The sequence below is a fragment of the Asticcacaulis solisilvae genome (assembly GCF_017875235.1).
GTDB classification, from domain to species: domain Bacteria; phylum Pseudomonadota; class Alphaproteobacteria; order Caulobacterales; family Caulobacteraceae; genus Asticcacaulis; species Asticcacaulis solisilvae_A.
Genome location: NZ_JAGGMI010000017.1, coordinates 26,696 through 47,737, shown reverse-complemented (window position 1 = coordinate 47,737; position 21,042 = coordinate 26,696). Strand labels below are relative to the sequence as shown.

The 21,042-nt window shown below is 63.3% G+C and carries 16 protein-coding genes; 12 read left to right on the top strand and 4 right to left on the bottom strand.

Features of this window, described 5'->3' with window-relative positions; all coding sequences use genetic code 11:
- Positions 1-113: 113 nt before the first annotated feature.
- Genes J2X24_RS20230 through J2X24_RS20220 form a run of 3 tightly spaced genes read left to right on the top strand, consistent with a single transcriptional unit; the run spans position 114 to position 3,963 of the window.
- A complete protein-coding gene (locus J2X24_RS20230) occupies positions 114-1,379 on the top strand; it encodes a glucuronyl esterase domain-containing protein (RefSeq protein ID WP_209725502.1) in 1,266 nt (421 codons plus the stop codon).
- The gene (locus J2X24_RS20225) at positions 1,376-2,116 is read left to right on the top strand and encodes a beta-propeller domain-containing protein (RefSeq protein ID WP_209725500.1); all 741 of its coding nucleotides are present in this window, start codon (positions 1,376-1,378) and stop codon (positions 2,114-2,116) included. Before J2X24_RS20230 ends, J2X24_RS20225 begins: the two co-directional genes overlap by 4 nt.
- Positions 2,113-3,963: a polysaccharide lyase family protein gene (locus J2X24_RS20220; protein WP_209725498.1), complete on the top strand. Its 1,851-nt coding sequence runs from the start codon at positions 2,113-2,115 to the stop codon at positions 3,961-3,963. The genes J2X24_RS20225 and J2X24_RS20220 overlap by 4 nt, the downstream gene beginning before the upstream one ends.
- On the opposite strand, the gene J2X24_RS20215 is transcribed toward J2X24_RS20220, so the two are convergent.
- A complete protein-coding gene (locus J2X24_RS20215; RefSeq protein ID WP_245344985.1) occupies positions 3,960-5,348 on the bottom strand; it encodes an aminotransferase-like domain-containing protein in 1,389 nt (462 codons plus the stop codon). The two genes, J2X24_RS20220 and J2X24_RS20215, sit on opposite strands and share 4 nt — an antisense overlap.
- A 100-nt stretch (positions 5,349-5,448) precedes the next feature.
- Here J2X24_RS20215 and J2X24_RS20210 point away from each other — a divergent pair, with 100 nt between their 5' ends.
- Positions 5,449-6,351, top strand: a complete 903-nt coding sequence (locus J2X24_RS20210) for a DMT family transporter (RefSeq protein ID WP_209725496.1) — start codon at positions 5,449-5,451, stop codon at positions 6,349-6,351.
- On the opposite strand, the gene J2X24_RS20205 is transcribed toward J2X24_RS20210, so the two are convergent.
- Complete coding sequence (locus tag J2X24_RS20205; protein ID WP_209725494.1) at positions 6,323-6,841, bottom strand: hypothetical protein; 519 nt, start codon at positions 6,839-6,841, stop codon at positions 6,323-6,325. The two genes, J2X24_RS20210 and J2X24_RS20205, sit on opposite strands and share 29 nt — an antisense overlap.
- Positions 6,842-6,995: 154 nt before the next feature.
- Between J2X24_RS20205 and J2X24_RS20200 the strand changes: the two genes are divergently transcribed.
- From J2X24_RS20200 to J2X24_RS20165, 8 genes are all read left to right on the top strand, one after another.
- Positions 6,996-7,601, top strand: coding sequence for an RNA polymerase sigma factor (locus tag J2X24_RS20200; protein WP_209725492.1), 606 nt, complete (start codon positions 6,996-6,998; stop codon positions 7,599-7,601).
- On the top strand, positions 7,561-8,559 hold the full coding sequence (locus J2X24_RS20195) for a FecR family protein (RefSeq protein ID WP_209725490.1): 999 nt from the start codon (positions 7,561-7,563) through the stop codon (positions 8,557-8,559). Before J2X24_RS20200 ends, J2X24_RS20195 begins: the two co-directional genes overlap by 41 nt.
- Before the next feature lie 113 nt (positions 8,560-8,672).
- On the top strand, positions 8,673-11,987 hold the full coding sequence (locus tag J2X24_RS20190; RefSeq protein WP_245344984.1) for a TonB-dependent receptor: 3,315 nt from the start codon (positions 8,673-8,675) through the stop codon (positions 11,985-11,987).
- Positions 11,988-12,304: 317 nt separating this feature from the next.
- On the top strand, positions 12,305-12,640 hold the full coding sequence (locus J2X24_RS20185; RefSeq protein ID WP_209725488.1) for a hypothetical protein: 336 nt from the start codon (positions 12,305-12,307) through the stop codon (positions 12,638-12,640).
- Between the two features lie 294 nt (positions 12,641-12,934).
- Positions 12,935-16,093: a TonB-dependent receptor gene (locus J2X24_RS20180; protein WP_209725486.1), complete on the top strand. Its 3,159-nt coding sequence runs from the start codon at positions 12,935-12,937 to the stop codon at positions 16,091-16,093.
- A gap of 270 nt (positions 16,094-16,363) precedes the next feature.
- Positions 16,364-17,128 (top strand): FadR/GntR family transcriptional regulator, encoded by a 765-nt coding sequence (locus tag J2X24_RS20175; protein WP_209725483.1) that lies wholly within the window; start codon positions 16,364-16,366, stop codon positions 17,126-17,128.
- A 186-nt stretch (positions 17,129-17,314) separates the two neighbouring features.
- Positions 17,315-18,247 carry an ABC transporter ATP-binding protein gene (locus J2X24_RS20170; protein WP_209725481.1) on the top strand — a complete coding sequence of 311 codons (933 nt, stop codon included), beginning with the start codon at positions 17,315-17,317 and terminating at the stop codon, positions 18,245-18,247.
- A complete protein-coding gene (locus J2X24_RS20165; protein ID WP_209725479.1) occupies positions 18,244-19,005 on the top strand; it encodes an ABC transporter permease in 762 nt (253 codons plus the stop codon). The genes J2X24_RS20170 and J2X24_RS20165 overlap by 4 nt, the downstream gene beginning before the upstream one ends.
- Before the next feature lie 38 nt (positions 19,006-19,043).
- Here the strand turns inward: J2X24_RS20165 and J2X24_RS20160 are convergent, their stop codons facing one another.
- Both J2X24_RS20160 and J2X24_RS20155 read right to left on the bottom strand, forming a co-directional pair.
- Positions 19,044-19,685: a response regulator gene (locus tag J2X24_RS20160; RefSeq protein ID WP_209725477.1), complete on the bottom strand. Its 642-nt coding sequence runs from the start codon at positions 19,683-19,685 to the stop codon at positions 19,044-19,046.
- The gene (locus J2X24_RS20155) at positions 19,682-20,884 is read right to left on the bottom strand and encodes a TadE/TadG family type IV pilus assembly protein (RefSeq protein ID WP_209725474.1); all 1,203 of its coding nucleotides are present in this window, start codon (positions 20,882-20,884) and stop codon (positions 19,682-19,684) included. The genes J2X24_RS20160 and J2X24_RS20155 overlap by 4 nt, the downstream gene beginning before the upstream one ends.
- Between the last annotated feature and the right edge of the window lie 158 nt (positions 20,885-21,042).

Genomic DNA, 21,042 nt, shown 5'->3' with positions numbered 1-21,042 from the left:
AGCCGCCCAAGAACGCGGCGCTGAGGAGGCGACAGATGATGCGATTTACGGCTTCAGGCCGCAGGCTCGGCATGTCCGCGGCCTTGGCAGCAATACTTCTAGGCGGTTTCGCTATGGCCTGGGCGCAAGAGCCGGCCCCGAAACCCGCCCATGCGCCGTTCGTCCTCAATCCCAATAATAACGAAGCGCTGGTCGGGTATTATAATCTGCCCGATCCGCTGAAGACGCTGGACGGCAATCCGGTTACGAGCGTCAAGGCTTGGGAAGACGTCCGCCGGCCGGAAATCCTCAACCTGTTCGCCGAGAACCAGTTTGGCCGCACACCCGCCAATGGTCCACCCGTCCGCGCCGAGGCCTGGGAGAAGGCGGTCCCGGCGCTGGACGGTAAGGCCAGGCGGACGCAGGTACGGCTGCATGTCGGCGAAGGCGATAATGCGCGGGTGATCCGCGTGCTCGTCTATACGCCGGCCGATGCCCGGGGGCCGGTGCCGGTGGTCCAGTTCCTCAACTTCACGCCCAATGTCCTGATGGTCGAGGACAGCGGTATTGAGGAGGGCATGGTGTGGACCGGTCGCGACGGCGAAGCCCGAGTCCGCAAGCCGGGCAGGGAAGGGCGCCGTTTCGGCCCGCCTTTCGATCCGAATGTTTTCCTGAAGAAGGGCATCGGCGTCGCCATGGTCTATTACGGCGACATCGATCCGGACTTTGCCGGCGGGACGGAGGACGGCGTGCGCGCCCTGTTCGGCACCGAAGACGCCAAACGCACAGGCGCCGACTGGGGCACGATCGGCGGCTGGTCGTGGGGCATGAGCCGCGTGCTCGACTATCTTGAGACCGATCCGAATGTCGACGGCAAACGCGTCGCCATTACCGGCGTGTCACGCCTTGGCAAGACGGTACTGTGGACGGCGGCCCAGGACCGGCGCTTTGCGGTCGTCATGCCGATTGTCTCTGGTGAGGGCGGGGCTGCGCTCAGCCGGCGCGATTACGGTGAGACCATCGCCGACCTGATGCATCCGGACCGCTATCCCTACTGGTTCGCGCCCAACTACGCCAAGTGGGGCGACAAGGTGGACCGTTTTCCGGTCGATTCCCACATGCTGCTCAGCCTGATCGCACCACGGCCCCTGCTGCTGGTGGTCGGCAGCACCGACACCTGGTCGGACTGGCGCGGCGAATACCTGGCGGCGCGGGCGGCCGAGCCGGTCTACGCCCTCTATGGCAAGCGCGGCCTCAATGCACCTGTCGAACCGGCCACAGGCAAGCTGACCGGCGAAACGATAGCCTTTTTCAAACACGAGGGCGGCCACGGCGTCTTTCCGCCCGACTACGAAGCCATGGGGACCTTCATGCAAAAGCACTTCGGGTTAGCCAGATGATTCGCCTCGCCCTGTCTATCGCCATGATCATCGTGGCCGCGCCGGCCCTGGCTGAAGAGGTGCCGTCGCCGGACGGCAAGCTGATCGCGAAGATCGTCCAGACGAACGGCGACTGGCGGCGCATCGATATCGTCGACGCCAAAACCGGCGCCATTCGTGAAAAGCTGGAAGGCGCCGCCTATACCCGCGCCGCCTGGGCGCCGGATGGCTCAGGCGTCTGGTATTCCCGCATGCCGCCACTGCCCTCCGGCTTTCCGACCGGGGCGCCGACGACCCCGCCGCGCGGCTTCCACGAGGTCGATTTTCATAAACTCGGCGCGCCGCAGACAGACGACGAACTGGTCTATTTCACCGATCGCTTCAACATGTTCCACACGGCTGAGATCACTGCGGATGGCCGCTGGCTGGTCGTCACCTCATCGCTCAACCACACGCCCAAGCACGAGATCATCCTGATCCGTCAGGGCCAGGCGCCCGCGCCCTGGAAGCTGATCCGCGACCTGAAAAACGCCTGGTGGTTTGCCGGCGCCATCGGCGACCAGTTCTATTTCGTTACCGACCTCGACGCCCCGCGCGGCCGATTGGTGGCCATCGACATCAATGCGACGCGTTTCGCCGTCCGCGAAGTCGTGCCGCAGGGCGACGACACACTCACATCCGCCATCGTCAATAGGTCCGGGATCGCACTGACCTACGCCAACAGCACAAAGACCGTTCCCCTGGAGACCGCGCAATGACCCGACTGCTGCGAACCCTGATTGTCACCCTCGGCCTCTTGTTCGCCGCGCCCATGGCCTTTGCGCAAAACGCGCCGGTCACCGTCACCGAGGATCGCGAAACATTCACCCTGTCCAACGGCATCATCACCGCCGTCATTTCCAAGCGCACATCGGATCTTGTCTCGATGAAGTACAAAGGCTTCGAAACCCTGGCGCACGATACGGGCGGGCATTCGGCGGTCTACTGGTCACACGACGTTACCGGCGGTCAGGAGATCATCTCGACCGTCACCATCGATCCCAACAGCAACAATGGCGCGCGCGCCGAGGTCTCGGTCAAGGGCATTTCCGGCGGCATCAAGATGGGCCACGGGCCGGGCACGGCGACCGACGGCGACTTCCCGGCCGACATCGATATCCGCTACAGCCTGGGCCAGGGCGAAAGCATGATCTACACTTGGTGCGTCTTCGATCACAAGCCGGAATACGGCGCGGCGTCGATGGCCGAGGCCCGCATCGCCGGCAAGCTGGTCAAGGACTTCACCTGGATCCACGTCGATGAGCAACGCAGCGGAATCTATCCGCTGATGCCCAAGGGCAGCGACAAGTACGCCTATACGACCGTGCGGGCCGAACAGCCCGCGTTCGGCTGGTCGAGCCCTGAAAAGAAGATCGGCTGGTTCCTGCTCAATCCGTCGAATGAATATCTGTCGTCAGGGCCGACGCGGGCGGAGTTCCTGGCGCACGGCGAGCACCCGACGATCCTCAACTATTGGCGCTCCAGCCACTATGGCGGCTCCTTCGTCTCGGTCAAGGAAGGCGAGCAGTGGTCGAAAGTGATCGGGCCGTTCGCGCTCTATATCAACGAAGGCGAGACGCCCGAGGCCATGTGGTCCAACGCCCGGCGCCAGCAAAAGCTGGAAGCCGCAAAGTGGCCCTACGACTGGGCGAAAAGCCCGTATTACGCACCGAAATCCGAACGCGGCACGGTCAAAGGCCAATTCCGGCTGGACGGCAAAACATCGCTTTCGGGACGTCTGCGCGTTGGCTTGACCCGGACGCCCTACGACATCCAGTTGCCGGCGGGACCGCGCGAGGTCGACTGGGATGCCGACGCCAAATACTACCAGTTCTGGGCGGATATCCCGAACGGCGGCGGCGCATTCGATATCAAAAATGTCGTGCCGGGCACCTATACGCTCTATGCCTTTGCTGATGACGTCTTCGAAGACTACGTCAAGGCGGATGTCACGGTGAAGCCTGGTCAGGCGCTTGATCTTGGTACGCTTGCCTGGAAGACGGTGCGCTATGGCAAGACGGCGTGGGAGATTGGCAAGCTCGATCGCTCGGGCGCCGAATTCAACGGCGGTCAGCGCTATTTCGAGCTGGCTAAGCAGTTCATCTATGCCGAGCGCTTCCCCGACGACGTGACCTTCCGCATCGGCCGGTCGCGCGAGGCCGCCGACTGGTATTTCGCCCAGATGCCGCACCTCGACGGCAAGGCCGAGATCGTGCCGATCAGCGGCCTTCGGGGCAATGGCCGCGACACGCCGTATCACATCGACTTTGTGATGGACGCTGCGCCGAAGGGCAAGGCCATGCTGCGCCTGGCGATCAACGCCACCGGCGGCAATAATGTCGAGCTCCGGCCGACGGTAAACGGACAAGTATTGGCGCCGGCCAAGCTGGGGCCGCACGATGGCGCCCTGCAGCGCCACCAGATGCACGGCCGCTGGTATGAGGTGGCCGTGCCGATCGATGCGGGGCTGCTGCGCAAGGGTGATAATCGCATTACCCTGACCATGCCGGCGGGACCGCTCAACAATGGCGTGGTCTATGACTATCTGCGCCTGGAAGCGGATTAGGCCTGGAGGCTCGATTTCAGGAAGGTGTAGAGCCGCTCGTCCTGTGACTGGGCAATGTTGAAGCGCAGGAAAGGCGCGGCGCTCTGGCTGACGGAGAAGGCGTTGCCGGGCGCCAGCACGATGCGTTCCGACAAAGCCTTCTGCGCAAGTTCGGACGCGTCGAGACCTTCGGGCAGTTCGCACCACAGGAACATGCCCGCCTGCGGCCGGAACCATACCTTGAGGCCGAGCTCCTCCAGCCGCTCGGCCGTCTGGCCGCGCACGGCCGCCAGCTTCTGGCGCACGGTCTCAAGGTGGCGGCGGAAATGGCCGTCGCTTAAGACCTGGCAGACCAGTTCGGCGACGAAGGTCTGGGTCGAAAACAGGGTGGCGATCTTGAGGTCGGTCAGGGGCTCGATCCAGTCGGCGCGGGCGGCGATATAGCCGAGGCGGATCGACGCCGACAGCGCCTTGGAAAATCCGCCGACATAGACGACGCGTTCGAAGCCGTCGAAGGCCGACAGGCGCGCGCCGGGCTCCAGTTCGAAATCGCTGTAGATATCGTCCTCGATGATGATGAGGTCATGGGCTTCGGCCAGGCGCAGCAGGCGGTGGGCGTTGACGGGTGAAAGCGTCGCGCCGGTTGGATTGTGCATGGCGGTGTTGGTGAGATAGAGCCGTGGCCGGTGCGCCTCCAGCGTGGCGCCAAGCAGGGCCATGTCCGGCCCGGTCGGCGTATAGGGGATGCCAATGACCTTGACCTGGTGGGCGCGCAGCTTGGCCAGGAAGTTAAAATAGCAGGGATCGTCGACCAGGACCGTGTCGCCGGGCTTGAGGAGGAAGCGGCACAGAAGCTCGATCGCCTGGGTGGCCGAATCCATCAGTATGATCTGCGCCGGTGAAGCTTCGATGTCGCGTTCGATCAGCCGCCGCGACAGGAGCTGGCGCAGGCGCGTGTGGCCGGACGGCGTCGAATAGTCGAACAGGTCGGCGTTCGGATTGCGCGCCAATGATCTCAGGGCGCGGCGAATTTCATCATCGGGCATCCAGGACGGCGGCAGCCAGCCGCAGCCGGGCTTGAGATAGTCGCGCGTCTCCAGCGACTGCCGCGACACCCACAACGGATCGACGGCGCGATCGAGGCTGGGCCCAATCTCGGCCAGGGACAGGGGCGCGTGGGCCGAAGCGACGAAATAGCCCGATCCGCGCCGCGAGGTGATGACTCCTTCGGCGACCAGGCGGTCATAGGCTTCGACCACGGTCGATTTCGATACGCTGTAGGTGTCGGCCGTGGCACGGATCGACGGCAGTCGCGCGCCTTCGGACAATTGCCGGCGCGCGATCTGGTCGCGGATGCGCGCCATGATCTGCTGGGTGAGCGTCTGGTCGGGTGCATGAATATTCAACTGTTCTGCCTTTTGTACCGGTACAGTTCAATGTGATTTTACTGGAATGTATCTGTCGGCGCCAGTGGCTTCCTGCGATGAGGCATGCAGGAGGTATCCCATGTCCGTCACGTCATCCGCACAACCGTCCGTCACTCAGTCTTCCGTCCGCACCCAGGCCTGGGTCAGCGCCGCCATCGCCGTGGTGATCTTCGGCGGCTCCTTGCCCGCCACCAAGCTGGCGGTGCTCGACATGTCGCCGTTTTTCCTGACGGCGGCGCGGGCAGTGATCGCGGCGGTACTGGGCGCGGCGTGCCTGTGGGCGATGCGGGCGCCGATGCCGAAGAAGGCGGACATCGTGCCGTTATTGGTCGTCGCCGGCGGTGGTGTCATCGGCTTTCCGCTGCTGACCGCCGTGGCCCTACAGGGCATTCCGTCGGTGCATTCGATCGTCTTCACCGGTCTTCTGCCGCTGGTGACCGTGGCGTTTGCCACCCTGCTGGGGGAAAAGCGGCCACGGCGCCTGTTCTGGCTGTTCTCGGGCCTCGGCGCCGCCTGCATCGTCGTCTATGCGATCGGCCATGGCTTTGCGGTTTCCCCTATGGGTGATCTGCTGATGCTCTTGGCCATCATTGTCTGTGGCTGGGGCTATGCCGAAGGGGCGCGCCTCGGGCGCCGGCTGGGTGGCTGGCAGGTCATCTGCTGGGCGCTGCTGATCGCCCTGCCGGTCAGCCTGCCGTTGCTGTGGCTGACCTGGCCGGCCGATATCGAAGCCATCTCGGTGCCAGCCTGGCTGGGCCTTGGCTATGTCGGTGTCTTCTCGATGCTGATCGGCTTCTTCTTCTGGTATCGCGGCCTGTCCCTGGGCGGGGTTGCCGCCGTCGGGCAGTTGCAACTGATGCAGCCCTTCATGGGGCTCGTCCTGGCGGCCCTTGTGTTGAAAGAGCAGGTCGGCCTGTCCGTCCTTATCGTCATGGCCGCGATTGTCGGCTGCGTTATCGGCGCCCGGCGCTTTTCGACCTGATCCTGGCGGCGGTCGCGCTCAGCAAGGCAACCGAATAGATCCGGTGCATGCCGATCAACTGATTGTAGCCGCCGCCAAGATCGACTGAGCCGTCGGGCCGGATGCGCGCCGGCACGACGGCGCTGCCGAAATAGAGCCGGGTTCCTCCGTCGATCGGCACGCACATCAGCCAGGAGCGCGTCTTGGACTGGTAGTCGCACATCAGGATCTGGTTCGTGTCGCGCGCTTCGACGGTCCAGGCGGCGAACCGTTTCCGTTCGCCCTGGGCCAAGGCGCGCGCCTCGGCGTCGCTCGACGGCTTGGCGACCAGCGTGGCCAGGACCAGGCGTTCCAGCTTGAACAGCCAGGTGGTGTAGAAGGCGTCAATATAGTCGGCCAGGCTGACCGTTCCGGGCAGGTCGATATGGAAACAGTCGGTATAGGCGCGACGCTCGCGATAGGGGTGCAGGAACGAAGCGGCGGGCAGCTGATTGTCGGCAATCACAGGCATGGCATGGTCTTTCTGCCGGTGGCGATGTGTTACGGCTCGCACGAAATCGCGCAGCGGTTAAGCGGACATGATGTCGCGCCGTGCCGTATTCCCAGACTGAAAAAACTGTGTTACCGGTATCATTTCCGGTGGTTAGCCGGGCTGGGGAAACACTATGGTTCGCGTCACAGATGAACGGGCCCTGTGGCTGTCGCGATATGTATTGATGCACGAGCCGGCCTTGCGCGCCTGGCTATCCAAACGCCGCGTGCCGGGGCTGGAAGTCGACGATATCGTCCAGGAAACCTATGCGCGTTTAAGCGCCGTCGAATCAGTCGCCGGCATCAGTAATGTCCGCAATTACCTCTTCCAGATCGCCTATTCGGTCATGGTGTCGCACATCCGGCGTTCAAAGGTCGTGTCCTTCCAAACGGTCAGCAATATCGAGGAACTGGGCGTCATGGCCGACCTGACGCCCGAGGACCAGGTGATCGGCCGCGACGAACTGCACAAGCTGGCCGAGGCCGTAGCCAGGCTGCCGGGCAAGGTGCGCGACGTGTTTATCCTCAGGCGCGTACATGGTCTCGGCCAGCGCGACGTGGCGAAAAAGCTCGGCCTGTCGGAAAGTACGGTCGAAAAACATATGAGCCGCGGCATTATTTTGCTCATGTCGCTGTTTTCGGGTAGCGGAAATGATGCGTCCCGTGCGTCAAGGGCGTGGGGAAACAGACTGCGTAAAGATGATGCCCGTTCCGCCAGAAGAGACAGCAAACCCGATTGACGCGGTCGCGGCCGATTGGGCCGCGCGCGCCGACCGTCAATTGTCCGAAGCGGAAGCGGCCGAACTCGAGGTCTGGCTGGCCGCCGATGCGCGTCACGCCGGCGCCTATGCCAGGGCGCGCGCCGTCTCGCTCTATTCCGAACGCGCGGGCGCTTTGGGCGGGCAATTCGATCCCGATACCTTTTCCGAAACCCCGGCGAAACCCGCCGATATGTCGCGCAGGCACATGCTGTGGGGCGGCGCTATCGCGGCCGGTGTCGGCGCCATTACGGTGGCGGGCATAGCCTACGGATCGCGCGGCCAGGTCTATGCGACCCATCGCGGCGAGATGCGCGTGGTGACCCTGGCCGACGGCTCGCTGGTCAGCCTCAACACCGCCTCGCGCATGAAGGTCGTCTATTCGGCAGGACATCGCCTGATCCGTCTCGAGGAGGGCGAAGCGCTGTTCGACGTCGCCAGGGACGCGAGCCGGCCCTTTATCGTCCGCGCGGGTGACACGGACGTCGCGGCCATAGGCACCAGCTTTACGGTCCAGCGCCTGGCGGGCGCCGCCGTCGAGGTCCTGGTCAAGTCCGGCATTGTCGAAGTCCGCCACGCAAGGACCGAACCTGTCCGGCTGATCGCCAACACGCGCGCCGTCGCTCCGGTTCTGGCGGCCACGGGGGCGGGGCAGGGGGCGGCGGTCGTGACGGCGGCGGTCGCGCCCGTCGAGCTGGAACGCGCCCTGGCCTGGCGCGAAGGCCGCATCGCCTTCGAAGGCATAACCCTGCGCGAAGCGGCCGAGCAGTTCCGCCGCTACAGCGACACGCGCATCGTCATCGACGATCCGGCGATCGCGCGTGAAGAAATCACCGGCCTGTTCCAGGCCAACGATCCGGCAGGCTTTGCCCAGGCCGTCGCGGCCTCCTTCGGCCTGCGCACCCGCGTCGGTGAAGGTCAGGTGCATATTTACCGCTAGACCCTTCGGCGCAAAAAAACTTGGGAGCACGGATGGAGGAATTCCGGTTAACCAAGCGTCTAGGTCTCCGAAACCCGCACGAAACAAAATAAGCGGGTCAGAGGAGAGAAATGATGCCCATAGCCCGAAAGAACATATTGTTTGCCAATGTGGCCGCAGCCGGGATGCTGTTCGCTGCGGGCGCATTTGCCGAGGCCAGATCCTTTAACCTGCCGGCCGATTCCGCCATCAAGGCCATCCCCGCCTTCGCCAGCCAGGCCGGCGTCCAGATTGTCGCGCCTGCGGGCGGCCTCAAGAATATCCGCACCCGCGCTGTCAAAGGCAATCTGGAGGTCAGCGCCGCCCTCGACCAGTTGATCGAAGGCACGGGCCTCGAAGTCGCCTCCAACAACGGCTCCGTCATCGCCCTGCGCGTCCGCGCCACGCCCGTCGCGGCGGCGGCGATCGCCACGCCGGCCGCCGATGAGGTCGCCGGCGAAGACACCAGCACGGTCGTCATCACCGGTTCGCGCCTGGCCCAACGTGGCTTCAAGGCGCCGACCCCGGTGGCTGTCGTCGACGCCGAGGAAGTCAAGCTGTCCGGCACCCAGAATGTCGAAACCCTGCTCAACCAGAACCCGCAGTTCATCGGCTCGCAGAACAACGGGCCGACCGCCAATACAGTCCCGGGCGGCACGGCGACTCTGAACCTGCGCGGCTTCGGCGCCCAGCGCAACCTGGTCCTGGTCAATGGCCGCCGCTTCGCGATTGCCGGTACGGACCAGACGACCGACCTCAACACCATTCCGGCGGCGCTGCTGAAGCGCACCGAAATCGTCACCGGCGGCTCTTCGGCGGTTTACGGTTCGGACGCCATCACCGGCGTCGTCAACTTCATCATGCGCGACGACTTCGAAGGTTTCGAAGCCAATGTCCAGAGCCGTATCGACGAGCACACCTCGACGCCGACCCACACGGTCGACCTGACCCTGGGCGGCAACTTCGCCGATGGCCGCGGCAACGCCGTCGTGTCGCTCAACTATCTCAACCGCGGCTCTATCACGCGCGGCGAGCGCGGCGGATATGCCTTCTATTCGCTGTCGGACGGCTGCGTCACCGGGGCGTCATGGAGCGAAACCGAACCCGGCACGCCGTTCAGCCCGCCGTCGGGACAGACCTGCGTCCAGGCGGGAGGCCGCATGGGGCTTATTGCCGGCGGGTCGGGCGATATTCCGAACGGCCGCTTCTTCGGCCTGCCGACCTTTGGCTCGGCGCAATCCAATGCCGGTCTTGACGCGGCCCTGCTGGCGGCCGGTCTGCAGACCATGACGTCGCGCGGCTTCACCTTCAACAATGAAGGTACGACGGCGCGGCCGGCCGTGACGCCGCAGGACGATTACAACCTCGGGCCGGAAAACTATCTGATCATCCCGCAGCAGCGCTGGATGGCCAACACCTTCATCCATTACGACTTCAGCGACAGCATGAAGGGCTATGCCGAGGTTCACTTCTCGAACAACGTCGTCAACATGCAACTGGCGCCGACCAATGTGAACGGCAACTTCCTGGTCAATACCAACAACCCGTACCTGTCGGCGTCGATGCAGGAAGTGCTGCGTCAGATGGACCTGCGTGAAACCGGCACCCAGTCCGTGACCAACGGCACCAGCACGATGACGACGACGGCGGGCGATGGACTGGCCGTGCTGGGCATCGGCCGCCGCATGGTCGAGGTCGGCGATCGCTTCAACTCGTCGGAACGCAATGTTTTCCGCACGGCCTTTGGTCTGCGTGGCACCCTGGGGGATGTGTCGCCGTCGTGGTTCCGTAACCTGAACTATGACATCTACTATTCTTATGCGCGCACCCAGAATACCGACAGCCAGCGCGGCAGTGTATCGCGCAGCCGCTTCGCCACGGCGCTCCTGCGTGCCGGGACTGCCGCGCCGGTGCTCAATCCGTTCGGCGCCAACATTAACGCGGCGGCGGCTTCGGCGGTCGCCATTAACTCGACCAATGTCCAGCAGGCCGAACAGCAGGTCCTGGCCGGCAACATCTCCGGCGAAATGTTCGACCTGCCGGCAGGTCCCGTCGATTTCAACGCTGGCTTCGAATGGCGCTACAACTGGGCGCGCTATACGCCGGACACCTTCCTGAGCTCCGGCGATGTCTCAGGCTTCAATGCCGCCAAGCCGACCGCCGGCAGCGTCGCGGTCAAGGAAATCTATGGCGAAATCCGCGCGCCGATCCTGAGCGGCCAGCCTTTGGCCGAGCGCCTGGTGCTGAACGGCGCCTTCCGCTATTCGGACTATAGCCTCAAGGGCATCGGCGGCGTCTGGACCTACTCGATCGGAGGCGAATGGGCGCCGACGACCGACCTGACTTTGCGCAGCCAGTTCCAGCACGCCATCCGCGCGCCGAACGTGGGCGAGCTTTATGGCGGCCAGTCGCTGCAGTTCGCCACGGCCAACGATCCGTGCTCGAACCGCGTGTCGGCCTCGCAGCAGACGGCTGCCGTCCGCGCCGTCTGTGAGGCGACCGGCGTGCCCGCCGCCGCCGTCTTCACGGCCGGCGTCCAACCCAACACGATCATCGGCAACACCATCGGCGGCAGCCCCAATGTCGGCGCCGAAGAGTCCGATACCGTCACTTTCGGTATCGTCTACACCCCGGCCAGCATCCGCAACCTGGCGCTCAGCGTCGACTGGTTCTCGATCGAACTCGACGGCGCCATCGCACCGCTGGGCGGCGGCCTGCAGAACACGCTCGACCTGTGCTATCGCATCATCGGAGACGCTTCGAGCGAGTTCTGTCAGGGGATTACCCGCAACTCGGTCACCGGTGAAATCACCGGCCCGAACTACGTGGCGACGACCAATGCCAATACCGGCGGCCTGAAGACGTCGGGCATCGATTTCGGCGGTCGCTACAGCTTCCCGGTCGGTTGGGGCCTGTTCGAGGGCGAAAGCCGCTTCGACGTCATTGCCAACTGGACCTACACGTCGGAATTTACCGGCACGCCGGTCCAGGCCCTGCCGAATCTGCAGAACGAATGCGTAGGCACCTACGGTCCGACCTGCGGCCAGCCGATCCCGGAATGGAAGGGTGTGACCCGCGTCAACTGGCGGACCGGACCGGTGACCCTGTCGCTGCGTCACCGCTATATCGGCGAGGTGACACGCGACGCCTATGTCCTGCCGCAGAGGGCAGGGGGCACGGTGCCGGCGCTCGAATCGCTCACCAATCCTGTGCTGGAAGGCCAGAGCTATTTCGACCTGTCGTTTGCGTGGAAGCTGCCGCGTAACCTCGAACTGTACGGCGGCATCAACAATGTTGCCGACAAGGATCCGCCAGTCGTCGGTTCCGCCCAGGCCAATGCTAATACCTGGGCGGCGACCTACGATGTCGAAGGCCGCGTCTATTATCTGGGCCTCAATCTCAGGTTCTAGTTTTTAGAGCGATATGGCGAAAAGTGCCAAGAAGCGTCTTTGGGGTTTTCGCCTTAAATATCGCGACAAAACAAAAACTTAGATCGGTATGATGTTTCCACTTAAAATCATACCGATCTAGTGGGTCCAGCCCCGCGCCGACACCCCCTGACGTCGGTGCTACTCCCGGCCTGACCGGCTCTCCCTTGCCGGTCAGGCATCTTTTTTGGTCAGGACAATTTGGGTTTACTGCTTTTTAGCCTGTCCGCCTGCCTCGCGCGCAGACTACTTATCTGCACTGCGGCATTGTCGCCCCGACCCTCGGAAGGGACCGACGCATGAAACGGCGAAGCAAGACCGGACTGGCGGCCTGGAATCAGCTGGCGTGGCTGACCGGCGAGATGATGCTGGCCTCGGCCAGCGTTATCCAGCACCGCACCGGGCGCATGGCCAAGGCGAGCTACCCCTTGTCGGCCAAGGACCAAAAGGAATTCACGCGCATGGTCCAGGAAAAAATCGACGCCGGCCGCGAGGCCGCCAGTGCGCTGGCCTTGGCAAGCCTCGATCCGGCCTTTATGAAGACGGAAGCGTCGATGGCGCGGGTGAGCAGGGCGATGGTCAAGCCCTTCCACAAGCGGGCCAAGGCCAATGCCCTGCGCTTAAAGACAAAATAGTGGCCATTCGCATGATTTTGTCATTGGTCTGACAATTTTTGCAGATCATACTGGCGTGGGCTGTACTTTTTGTAAGGCAATGACCTATTTTCAGGGGTAAAAGTCTTACAATTGCGCGAATGTCTGTGGCTATTTGCCAACAGATGAGGCGTATTTTGCAATATTGGTCTAACCTTATTGACAGTATCGCGCTGACCAATTACTCCTGATGATGTGACCGCTACCATGGCGCAGCCGCGCCAGGCCACAGCAATGACAAGTGCAAGCAATGCACAGCCATCGGGAGAGAAAATTATGTCGTTAGTACGCGGGACGTCCCGTCATACCCTTAAGCTGGCCCTGCTGTCGGCCACCATCCTTACATCGGTCGTCGCGGGCAGCGCGATCGCTCAGGACGCCGCTCCGGCGCCTGCCGGCAACGATACCGAGGTCGTGGTTGTCACCGGTTATCGCGGCAGCTTGCAGAACTCGACCCTCGCCAAGCAGCGCGCCACGGGTTTTGAAGACTCGATCTTCGCCGAAGACATGGGGAAGTTTCCGGACACCAACCTGGCCGAATCGTTCAACCGCATCCCGGGCATCACCATCGCCCGTGAAATCACCGGTGAAGGCACGACCATCGCCATTCGCGGCCTGGGTTCCAGCTTCACGCGCGTCCTGCTGAACGGTGCGCCGGTCGCCGTCGGCTCGACCGGCGACGTCAACACCTCGAACACCAACCGCGAAGTCGACCTCGACATCTTCCCGCCGGAACTGTTCACGCAACTGACCGTGACCAAGTCGTCCTCGGCCAGCCTGCTCGAAGGCGGCGCCGCCGGCGCGGTCAACATGCGCCAGGCGCGTCCGTTCGACTTCAAGGGCGACAACCTGCAATTCTCGGTCGAAGGCTCGAAGAACGACCTGGCCGATGACATGGGCTACAAGGGCTCGCTGGTCTGGTCGAAGAAGTTCGGCAAATTTGGCGTCCTGGCCGGCGTCGCCTACCAGCACAGCGCGATCAGCGTCGAAGGCTTCGAATCGGTCGGCTGGACCAATGCCGGCCTGACCTATCAGCAGTGCGGCGTGACTCCGCCGGCCGGCACGGCCGCCACGACCCAGGCGCCAGTCTGCAACACGACGGGCGGCGGCAACTGGTCGATCCCCAACACGGTTCCCGCCAATGCGGGCAACGGCCTGACGACCGGCGCGACCATCACGCCGACGATGCTGCTGGCCAACAATCCCGGCCTTGACCTGACCGATATTTCGAACGGCCTGATCCCGCGCCTGGGCCGTCCGATGCACTATTACGGCTCGCGCGATCGCATCAGCGGTATCCTGAGCCTCGAATACCGTCCGTCGAGCGACCTGCGCTTCTGGCTCGACAGCATGATCGCGCAGAAGGACAATGACCAGGAACGGACCGATATCAACTTCGTCGGCCGCAGCGGTTCCGCCATTCCGCTGAACATGAAGGTCGATCGTGACGACTGTTCAAATGGCTGCATCGTCACCGAAGCCACATTCGCCAACGCCCAGTTCTTCCTGGAATACCGCCCGTTCATCGAAAAGAACAAGTTCGTCTCGTTCAATCCGGGCTTCTCGTGGAACATCCGCGACGACCTGACCTGGACGTTCGACGCCAACTACACCCACAGCGACTTCCGCCGCGACTCTCCGACCGTGCTGGTCATCACCCCGGCCTCTTCGGGCGTCACCGCGACCTATAAGAACACCGACGGCAAGCCGGTCTTTGAGTCCAACGTCGACCTGAACGATCCGAAGAACTTCGGCTGGAACGGCGGCCGCCTCAACATGCAGTCGGAAGAGCGCCAGACCCAGACGCGCGGCTTCCACACCGACCTGAAGTGGGGCACCTCCGAATTCAATATCGAGGTCGGTTTCGCCTATGACGACACCCAGCGCAAGATCACGCCGCTGGACAACACCGGTCCGTGGCAGAACTATACCTGCGGCAACAATCCGAGCATCTTCGTGCCCGGCCCCAACGGCCAGCCGGCGTGTAGGGGCGAGGTCATCACCAATACGGCCGCGGCCATCGCCGCCGGCTATCCGGCCTATGCCGGCTACGGCACCGGCTCGACCGCCGGCGCCACGGGCGGCGTGACCTGGGGCGGTTCGGCCATTCCGCAATCGGCCCTGGCCAACTACCTGACCCCGGGACCGTTCGGCTACGTCAACATCGACTGGGACAAGTTCGCCGCCGATTCGAAGTACTACGAGTTCCTGGCCAGCGCACCGCCGACCGGCGGGTCCAACATTAACTCGCCGCGCTCCTACCTGCGTGAAAAGGTCCAGGGCGCCTATATCCAGGTTAATGGCGACCGCGATATCTGGGGCCATCGCCTGCGCTACGACTTCGGCATCCGCGCCGTGACGACGCTGCAGACGATTGGCGGCCAGAACTCGATCCCCGACCCGCGCAATGCGGCCGACCCCGATGGCGCGGGTCCGCTGCCTGCCGGCTGCCCCGGCGCCGGCAATGCGCGGGACGGCTCGTGCTATCCCAACATCGTCGTGTTCAGCTACACCGACACCACCTACAAGAACTACCTGCCGTCGCTGAACGCCGCCCTGAATATCACCGACAGCCTGATCGGCCGCTTTGCCGCGTCGACGACCATGACGCGTCCGAACCCGTCGAGCCTGCTGCCGGGCCTGGGCTTCGGAGACGTCTCGGCCTTCAACGGTACGCTCGGCAATGACAGCCTGACGCCGTACATCTCGGACAATCTCGACTTCGGTCTGGAATGGTACACGGGCAAGGAAGGCTATGTGGCGCTCACCGCCTTCCAGAAGAAGATGACGGGCTTCACCCAGAACCGCGTCACGGTCTATCCGTTCTCCTTCCTGGCCCAGTACGGCGTAACCTATGACACCCTGACGGCTTCGCAGAAGGCCGCCATCGATCTGCGCGGCGGTCCGAACGTGGCCAATGTCAATATCAGCCAGCCCTTCAACGCCGAAGGCGAACTGAAGATCGACGGTCTGGAATTCGCCTGGGTGCAGCCGCTGGATCAATGGTTCCCGGCGCTGGAAGGCTTCGGCTACAGCACCAACTACACCAAGATCAACCAGTCGGGTACGGGGGCGGCGCCGGCGATCGCGCTCGGCGTGCCGGAAACGACCTGGAACCTCACCGCCTTCTATGAAAGGAACGGCTGGTCGATCCGGGTGTCGGACACCTACCGCGACGGCTCCCAGGCCAGCCTGGGCGGCCAGCAGGGCATCCCCAACGCCGCCCTCTGGAACGAAAGCTATGAGCAGATCGACCTGTCGGCCAGCGTCAACCTGAAGGAAGTGTTCGGGTTCGCCTACGACATGGAAGCGACCCTGAACGCCACCAACCTCAACAACGCGGAAATGGTCCAGAACTTCCAGTACGATAACGCGCCGAACTACTGGTACACCCCCGGAACAACCGTCATGCTGGGCCTGCGCGGAAAGTTTTAGAGCGATATGGCGAAAAGTGTGAAGCGGCTTTCGCCTTATATTCGGCCGCGGCGACGTGGCCGGACAGGAGGGGCCCGCCATACCGGGGAGGGCCTCTCCACCCCTTGCCTGTGACCCGGGCAATTACTTCCTGCCTATCTGACTCCCACGCGGCGGCATCGCCATTGGCAATGCCGCCGTTCTTTTCCCTCGGGAGCGTAGGGTTTTTTAGGGTTGAAACCCTTTTCGGGAAAGGTCATACAATCTGTGTCCATTCACGACGCGTCGCAGATGTCCGAAACCAAAAAGCTTTATCGCCAGATCGCTGATTCCATCGCCGCCGAAATCGAGTCGGGGCGATATACGCCTGGCGACCGGCTGCCGACCGAGCGGGACCTGGCAACGCATTTCGGCGTCAGCCGTCCCACCTTGCGCGAAGCGCTGATCGCGCTCGAAATCCTCGGCTATATCGAAGCCAAGCACGGCCACGGCATCCTGGTCACCGAGCGCCACGCGCCGGCCATGCCGATCACCGACAGCGAAATCGGCGCCTTCGAACTGATCGAGGCGCGTCGCCTGTTCGAAGGCGAGGTCGCGGCCATGGCGGCGACGCAGGCTAATGACGAGCAGGTCGAGGAACTGGAAAAGCTTTTGAAGGCGATGGCCGACAAGGATCCGGTCATCGCCGAGAAGGCCGATCGCGAATTCCATCTGATGATGGCCCACATTACCGGCAACGGCGCCCTGATCGCCACGGTCGAGAACCTGTGGGACTGGCGCTATCGCTCGCCCCTGGCGCGCAACATCCTGTCGCGTGCGGCCGATCTTGGCATGGCGGCGCGCATTCGTGAGCACACGGCGATTGTCGACGCCCTGCGCAACCGCTCGCCGGCGGCGGCGCGCCAGGCCATGCACGACCATATGGACCGGGTGATCGAGCACTTGCTCAACGCGACCGAGGACTTCGCGGTGGAGACCGCCAAGCGCGCCTCTACCGAGCGCCGCAAGGCGCTGGCCAAGAAGTTCAAGGCGCTGGCGATTTCGCTGGAGGCTTAGGCGCGGGAGCGGGCAGAGGTCGGCCCCGCCCACCATTGGCGGAGCCAATGGTGGGCGGGGGCTGTCGCAGTCATCTTCCAAAATCTCGCTCATTCACAGCTTTATTCTGCTGACAAAATCGGTCGCGACTCGCGTTATGTCCGAGGCGCACCTATCTGACCACAGGCGGGCGCAAAAAGGGCAAACATGGACAGCATCATCTCGATCAAGGGTCTGCGAAAGACCTATAAGGGCGGCTATGAGGCGCTCAAGGGCGTCGATCTCGACATCAAACGCGGCGAAATCTTCGCGCTTTTGGGCCCAAACGGCGCCGGCAAGACGACGCTGATCGGCGCCGTTTGCGGGCTGGTGCGCATTACCGAAGGCACGGTTACGGCCGACGGCCACGATGTCGTCAAGGACTTCCGCAAGGCGCGCGAAAAGATCGGCCTGGTGCCTCAGGAACTGGCGACCGACATGTTCGTCAAAGTGTGGGACACCATCGAGTTCTCACGCGGCCTGTTCAACAAGACACCCAACAAAAAGCACCTCGAACAGGTGCTGCGTGACCTGTCGCTGTGGGACAAGAAGGACAACAAGATCGCCCAGCTGTCCGGCGGCATGAAGCGCCGGGTGCTGATCGCCAAGGCGCTGGCGCACGAGCCGGAGATCCTGTTCCTCGATGAACCGACCGCCGGCGTCGATGTCGAACTGCGCCGCGACATGTGGGAAATGGTCCGGAAACTGCGTGAACGCGGCGTGACCATCATCCTGACCACCCACTATATCGAAGAAGCCGAGGAGATGGCCGACCGCATCGGCGTCATCGACAAGGGCCAGATCATCCTGGTCGAGGAAAAGCGCGCCCTGATGAAGAAGCTGGGCCAGACCGAGATGAAGGTCGAACTGAAGGCGCCGCTGGACGGCATGCCGCCGGAACTTTCCGGCTGGCCGGTCACGCTTTCCGACGATGGCCTGGTGCTGACCCTGACGATGAAGGGCGAGGACAGTGAAGAAGACGCCTCTGCGGCCGATTTTATCAAGAAGCTGGCGGCCGAGAATATCGACTTCAAGACGATCGACATGCATCGCTCCTCGCTCGAGGACATCTTCGTCAGCCTGGTGGGGAAGACACAATGAACTGGCACGCCATCCGCGAAATCTATGCGTTCGAACTGGGCCGGTCGATCCGCACCCTGTTCCAGAGCCTGGCCGCGCCGGTCATCTCGACCTCGCTTTACTTCATCGTCTTCGGCGCCGCCATCGGCGGGCGCATGGCGGAAATCGACGGCGTGGCCTATGGCGCCTTCATCGTGCCGGGCCTGATCATGCTGACGGTGCTGACCGAAAGCACGTCGAACGCCTCCTTCGGCATCTATCTGCCGCGGTTCACCGGGACCATCTACGAAGTCCTGTCGGCGCCGGTATCGGTGGCGGAAATCCTGATCGGCTATGTTGGCGCCGCGGCCACGAAATCCATTGTGCTCGGCTGCGTCATCATGGCGACGGCGCGGCTGTTCGTGCCCTATGAGATCGTCCATCCGGTGTGGACGGCGCTATTTCTCATCCTGACCTCGGTGACCTTCTGCCTGTTCGGCTTCATCCTGGGCGTCTGGGCCGATGGCTTCGAAAAGCTTCAGGTCGTGCCGCTGCTGATCCTGTCGCCGCTGGCCTTCCTGGGCGGCACCTTTTACTCGATCAAGATGCTGGCCGAACCGTGGCAGACGGTCGCCCTGTTCAACCCGATCGTCTATCTCGTCAACGGCTTCCGCTGGGCCTTCTACGGCAAGGCCGACGTGTCGGTCTGGGTGAGCTTAGGGATGACCTTCGCCTTCATGGCGGTCTGCCTGGTGATCATCACCTGGATATTCCGCACGGGATATCGGCTGCGGACCTGATTCCCTCTCCCCGCAAGCGGGGAGAAGTCAGAAAAACCTCACCCCTCCGCCAGCAGTCTGGCTGCCTGGCTGATATTGTCCTGCAGGGTGCGAAGGCCCGAAGCATGGTCGCGGATTTCCGTGGCGGCGGTGCGCACGCCAGGCTCATGCGAACTGCACAGCGTGCCGGCGCGTTCATAGATGGCATTGGCCGGCCGCGTCAGATTGGTGCTGCACAGCTTCAGCAGTTCGGCCGAGGCGGTGTTCATGCCCTGAAGGTCCTCAAGCTGGCGGCGCAGCTTGGCCTCGTCGCGGGCATTGCGCAGGACATAGGCCAGCTGATGCGACAGGACGCGCCAGTTCAGTGGCTTGACGACGAAGGAGGTCGCGCCCAGCGCATAGGCCCGGTCGACGGCCGCCATGTCTTCGCGCCCGGTCGCAACGACGATCGGCAGGTGGCGCAGTCCGTCGGTCGCGCGCACGCGTTCGATCAGTTCGAAGCCGTCCATGTTCGGCATTTCGAGATCGATCAGCGCGATGTCGATCCCGCCTTCGTGCAGGCGGCCAAGCGCGACAACGCCGTCCTCGGCGACCTCGACCTCGACATCGGGGGTGGCGAGGTGAACGGTGGCGAATTCGCGCAGGATGGGGTCGTCGTCGGCTACCAGCAGGCGGGCCGCTTCAAAGGTTACGAAACTCATTGTTTTAACACTGTGCCGTTGGAAGGGCCGACGCCGGCGGGCACCGGGACGCCCGATCCGACATAGTTGTTGTTGATGACCAGGGTCGGACCGTTTTTCAGGCGCACGGCCTGGGCGACGATGATGCTCCAGTCGGAATCTTCGGCGACGCTGCCCTGGGAGGTGACCTCCAGCGTGGCATTGGGAATATAGATGGTGCCCAGGAGCTGGCCGGCATTATCGGAACCGATGCGAAAGACCTTGCCATTCTCGCGCGTCGTGGCGATCAGGAAGCCGGCGAAGGGGCCAGATTTGCGCGCCGTCAGGCGGATATCGGCCTTGTCGGCGAAATTGAACACATTCAGCGGACCAAAGATCAGCGCCACGTCATTGCCGGTCAGCATCGAGTTCTGCGACATGGTCAGCCCGCCCATGAAGTAGTGGTCGCCGGGCTGAAGGTGCAGGCGGGCCTTGCCGACGACGAGCACCGGCAGGCAGTGAACGCCGGCGGGCAGGGTGGTGTCGTTGAGCAGGGGCACGGCGCCAACGGCCAGGCCGACATTGAGACTGCACAGGGTTTTCGGGTTCAATTCCATGCCGGCGAATGGGTCCGGAATGACCATGGCGCCGGAATTGCCCTTGGGATAGGTCGTGCCCGTCACCGTGCCCGCGGCCTGGACGCGTTCGGCGGTGATGGATCCCTGGTCCTTGACGTCGATATCGCCATTGGCGTGGATCAGGCAGCCGGGGGCGCGGATGATCGAATTGTTCGCCAGTTCGATGCCGCCCCCGGAGGTCTGCAGCACGCACAAGGGCGTCTTTTGCAGCGCCTCGGCCGTGGCCGTCGCCTTGACGGTGGTGTCGCCGATGCCGGTGATCGCCGCCAGTGACTTGTGGTCGGCCGTGCCATTGACCGTGACCGTGCCGGCGGCTTCGTCAACTACGACCTGGAACCGGAAGGCGCCGGGGTCGGGAGCGCCGGCGACATTCCTTTGCGCCGTGACCGTGGCCGTGGTCGTGACTTCGCCGACGGTGTCGTAGGAGGCGATCGCCAGCTTGCCCGCGCCGGCCAGGGCGCCGGTATCGACAGCCTCCTGCAGCAAGGATCGGGTATTGGAAATCGTATAGAATTCAAGGGCGCCGGTGACCGCCATCACGACAGGCACGGCGGACAGGGCGAAGGTCATGGCGACATTGCCGCGCCGGTCTGCACCTTGCACGGAAACTTTCTTCAGCAGACGTTTTGCCCACGTAAACACCCTAAGAGCCTACAGACAAAGGCTTAAAATCCGGCTTAGGGATATCGTAAACGCGGTTAAGGGAATTATGGTTAACGCGATGGTAACGGCCTTCCGCTACCCCGTAAGGTGGGTGGGCC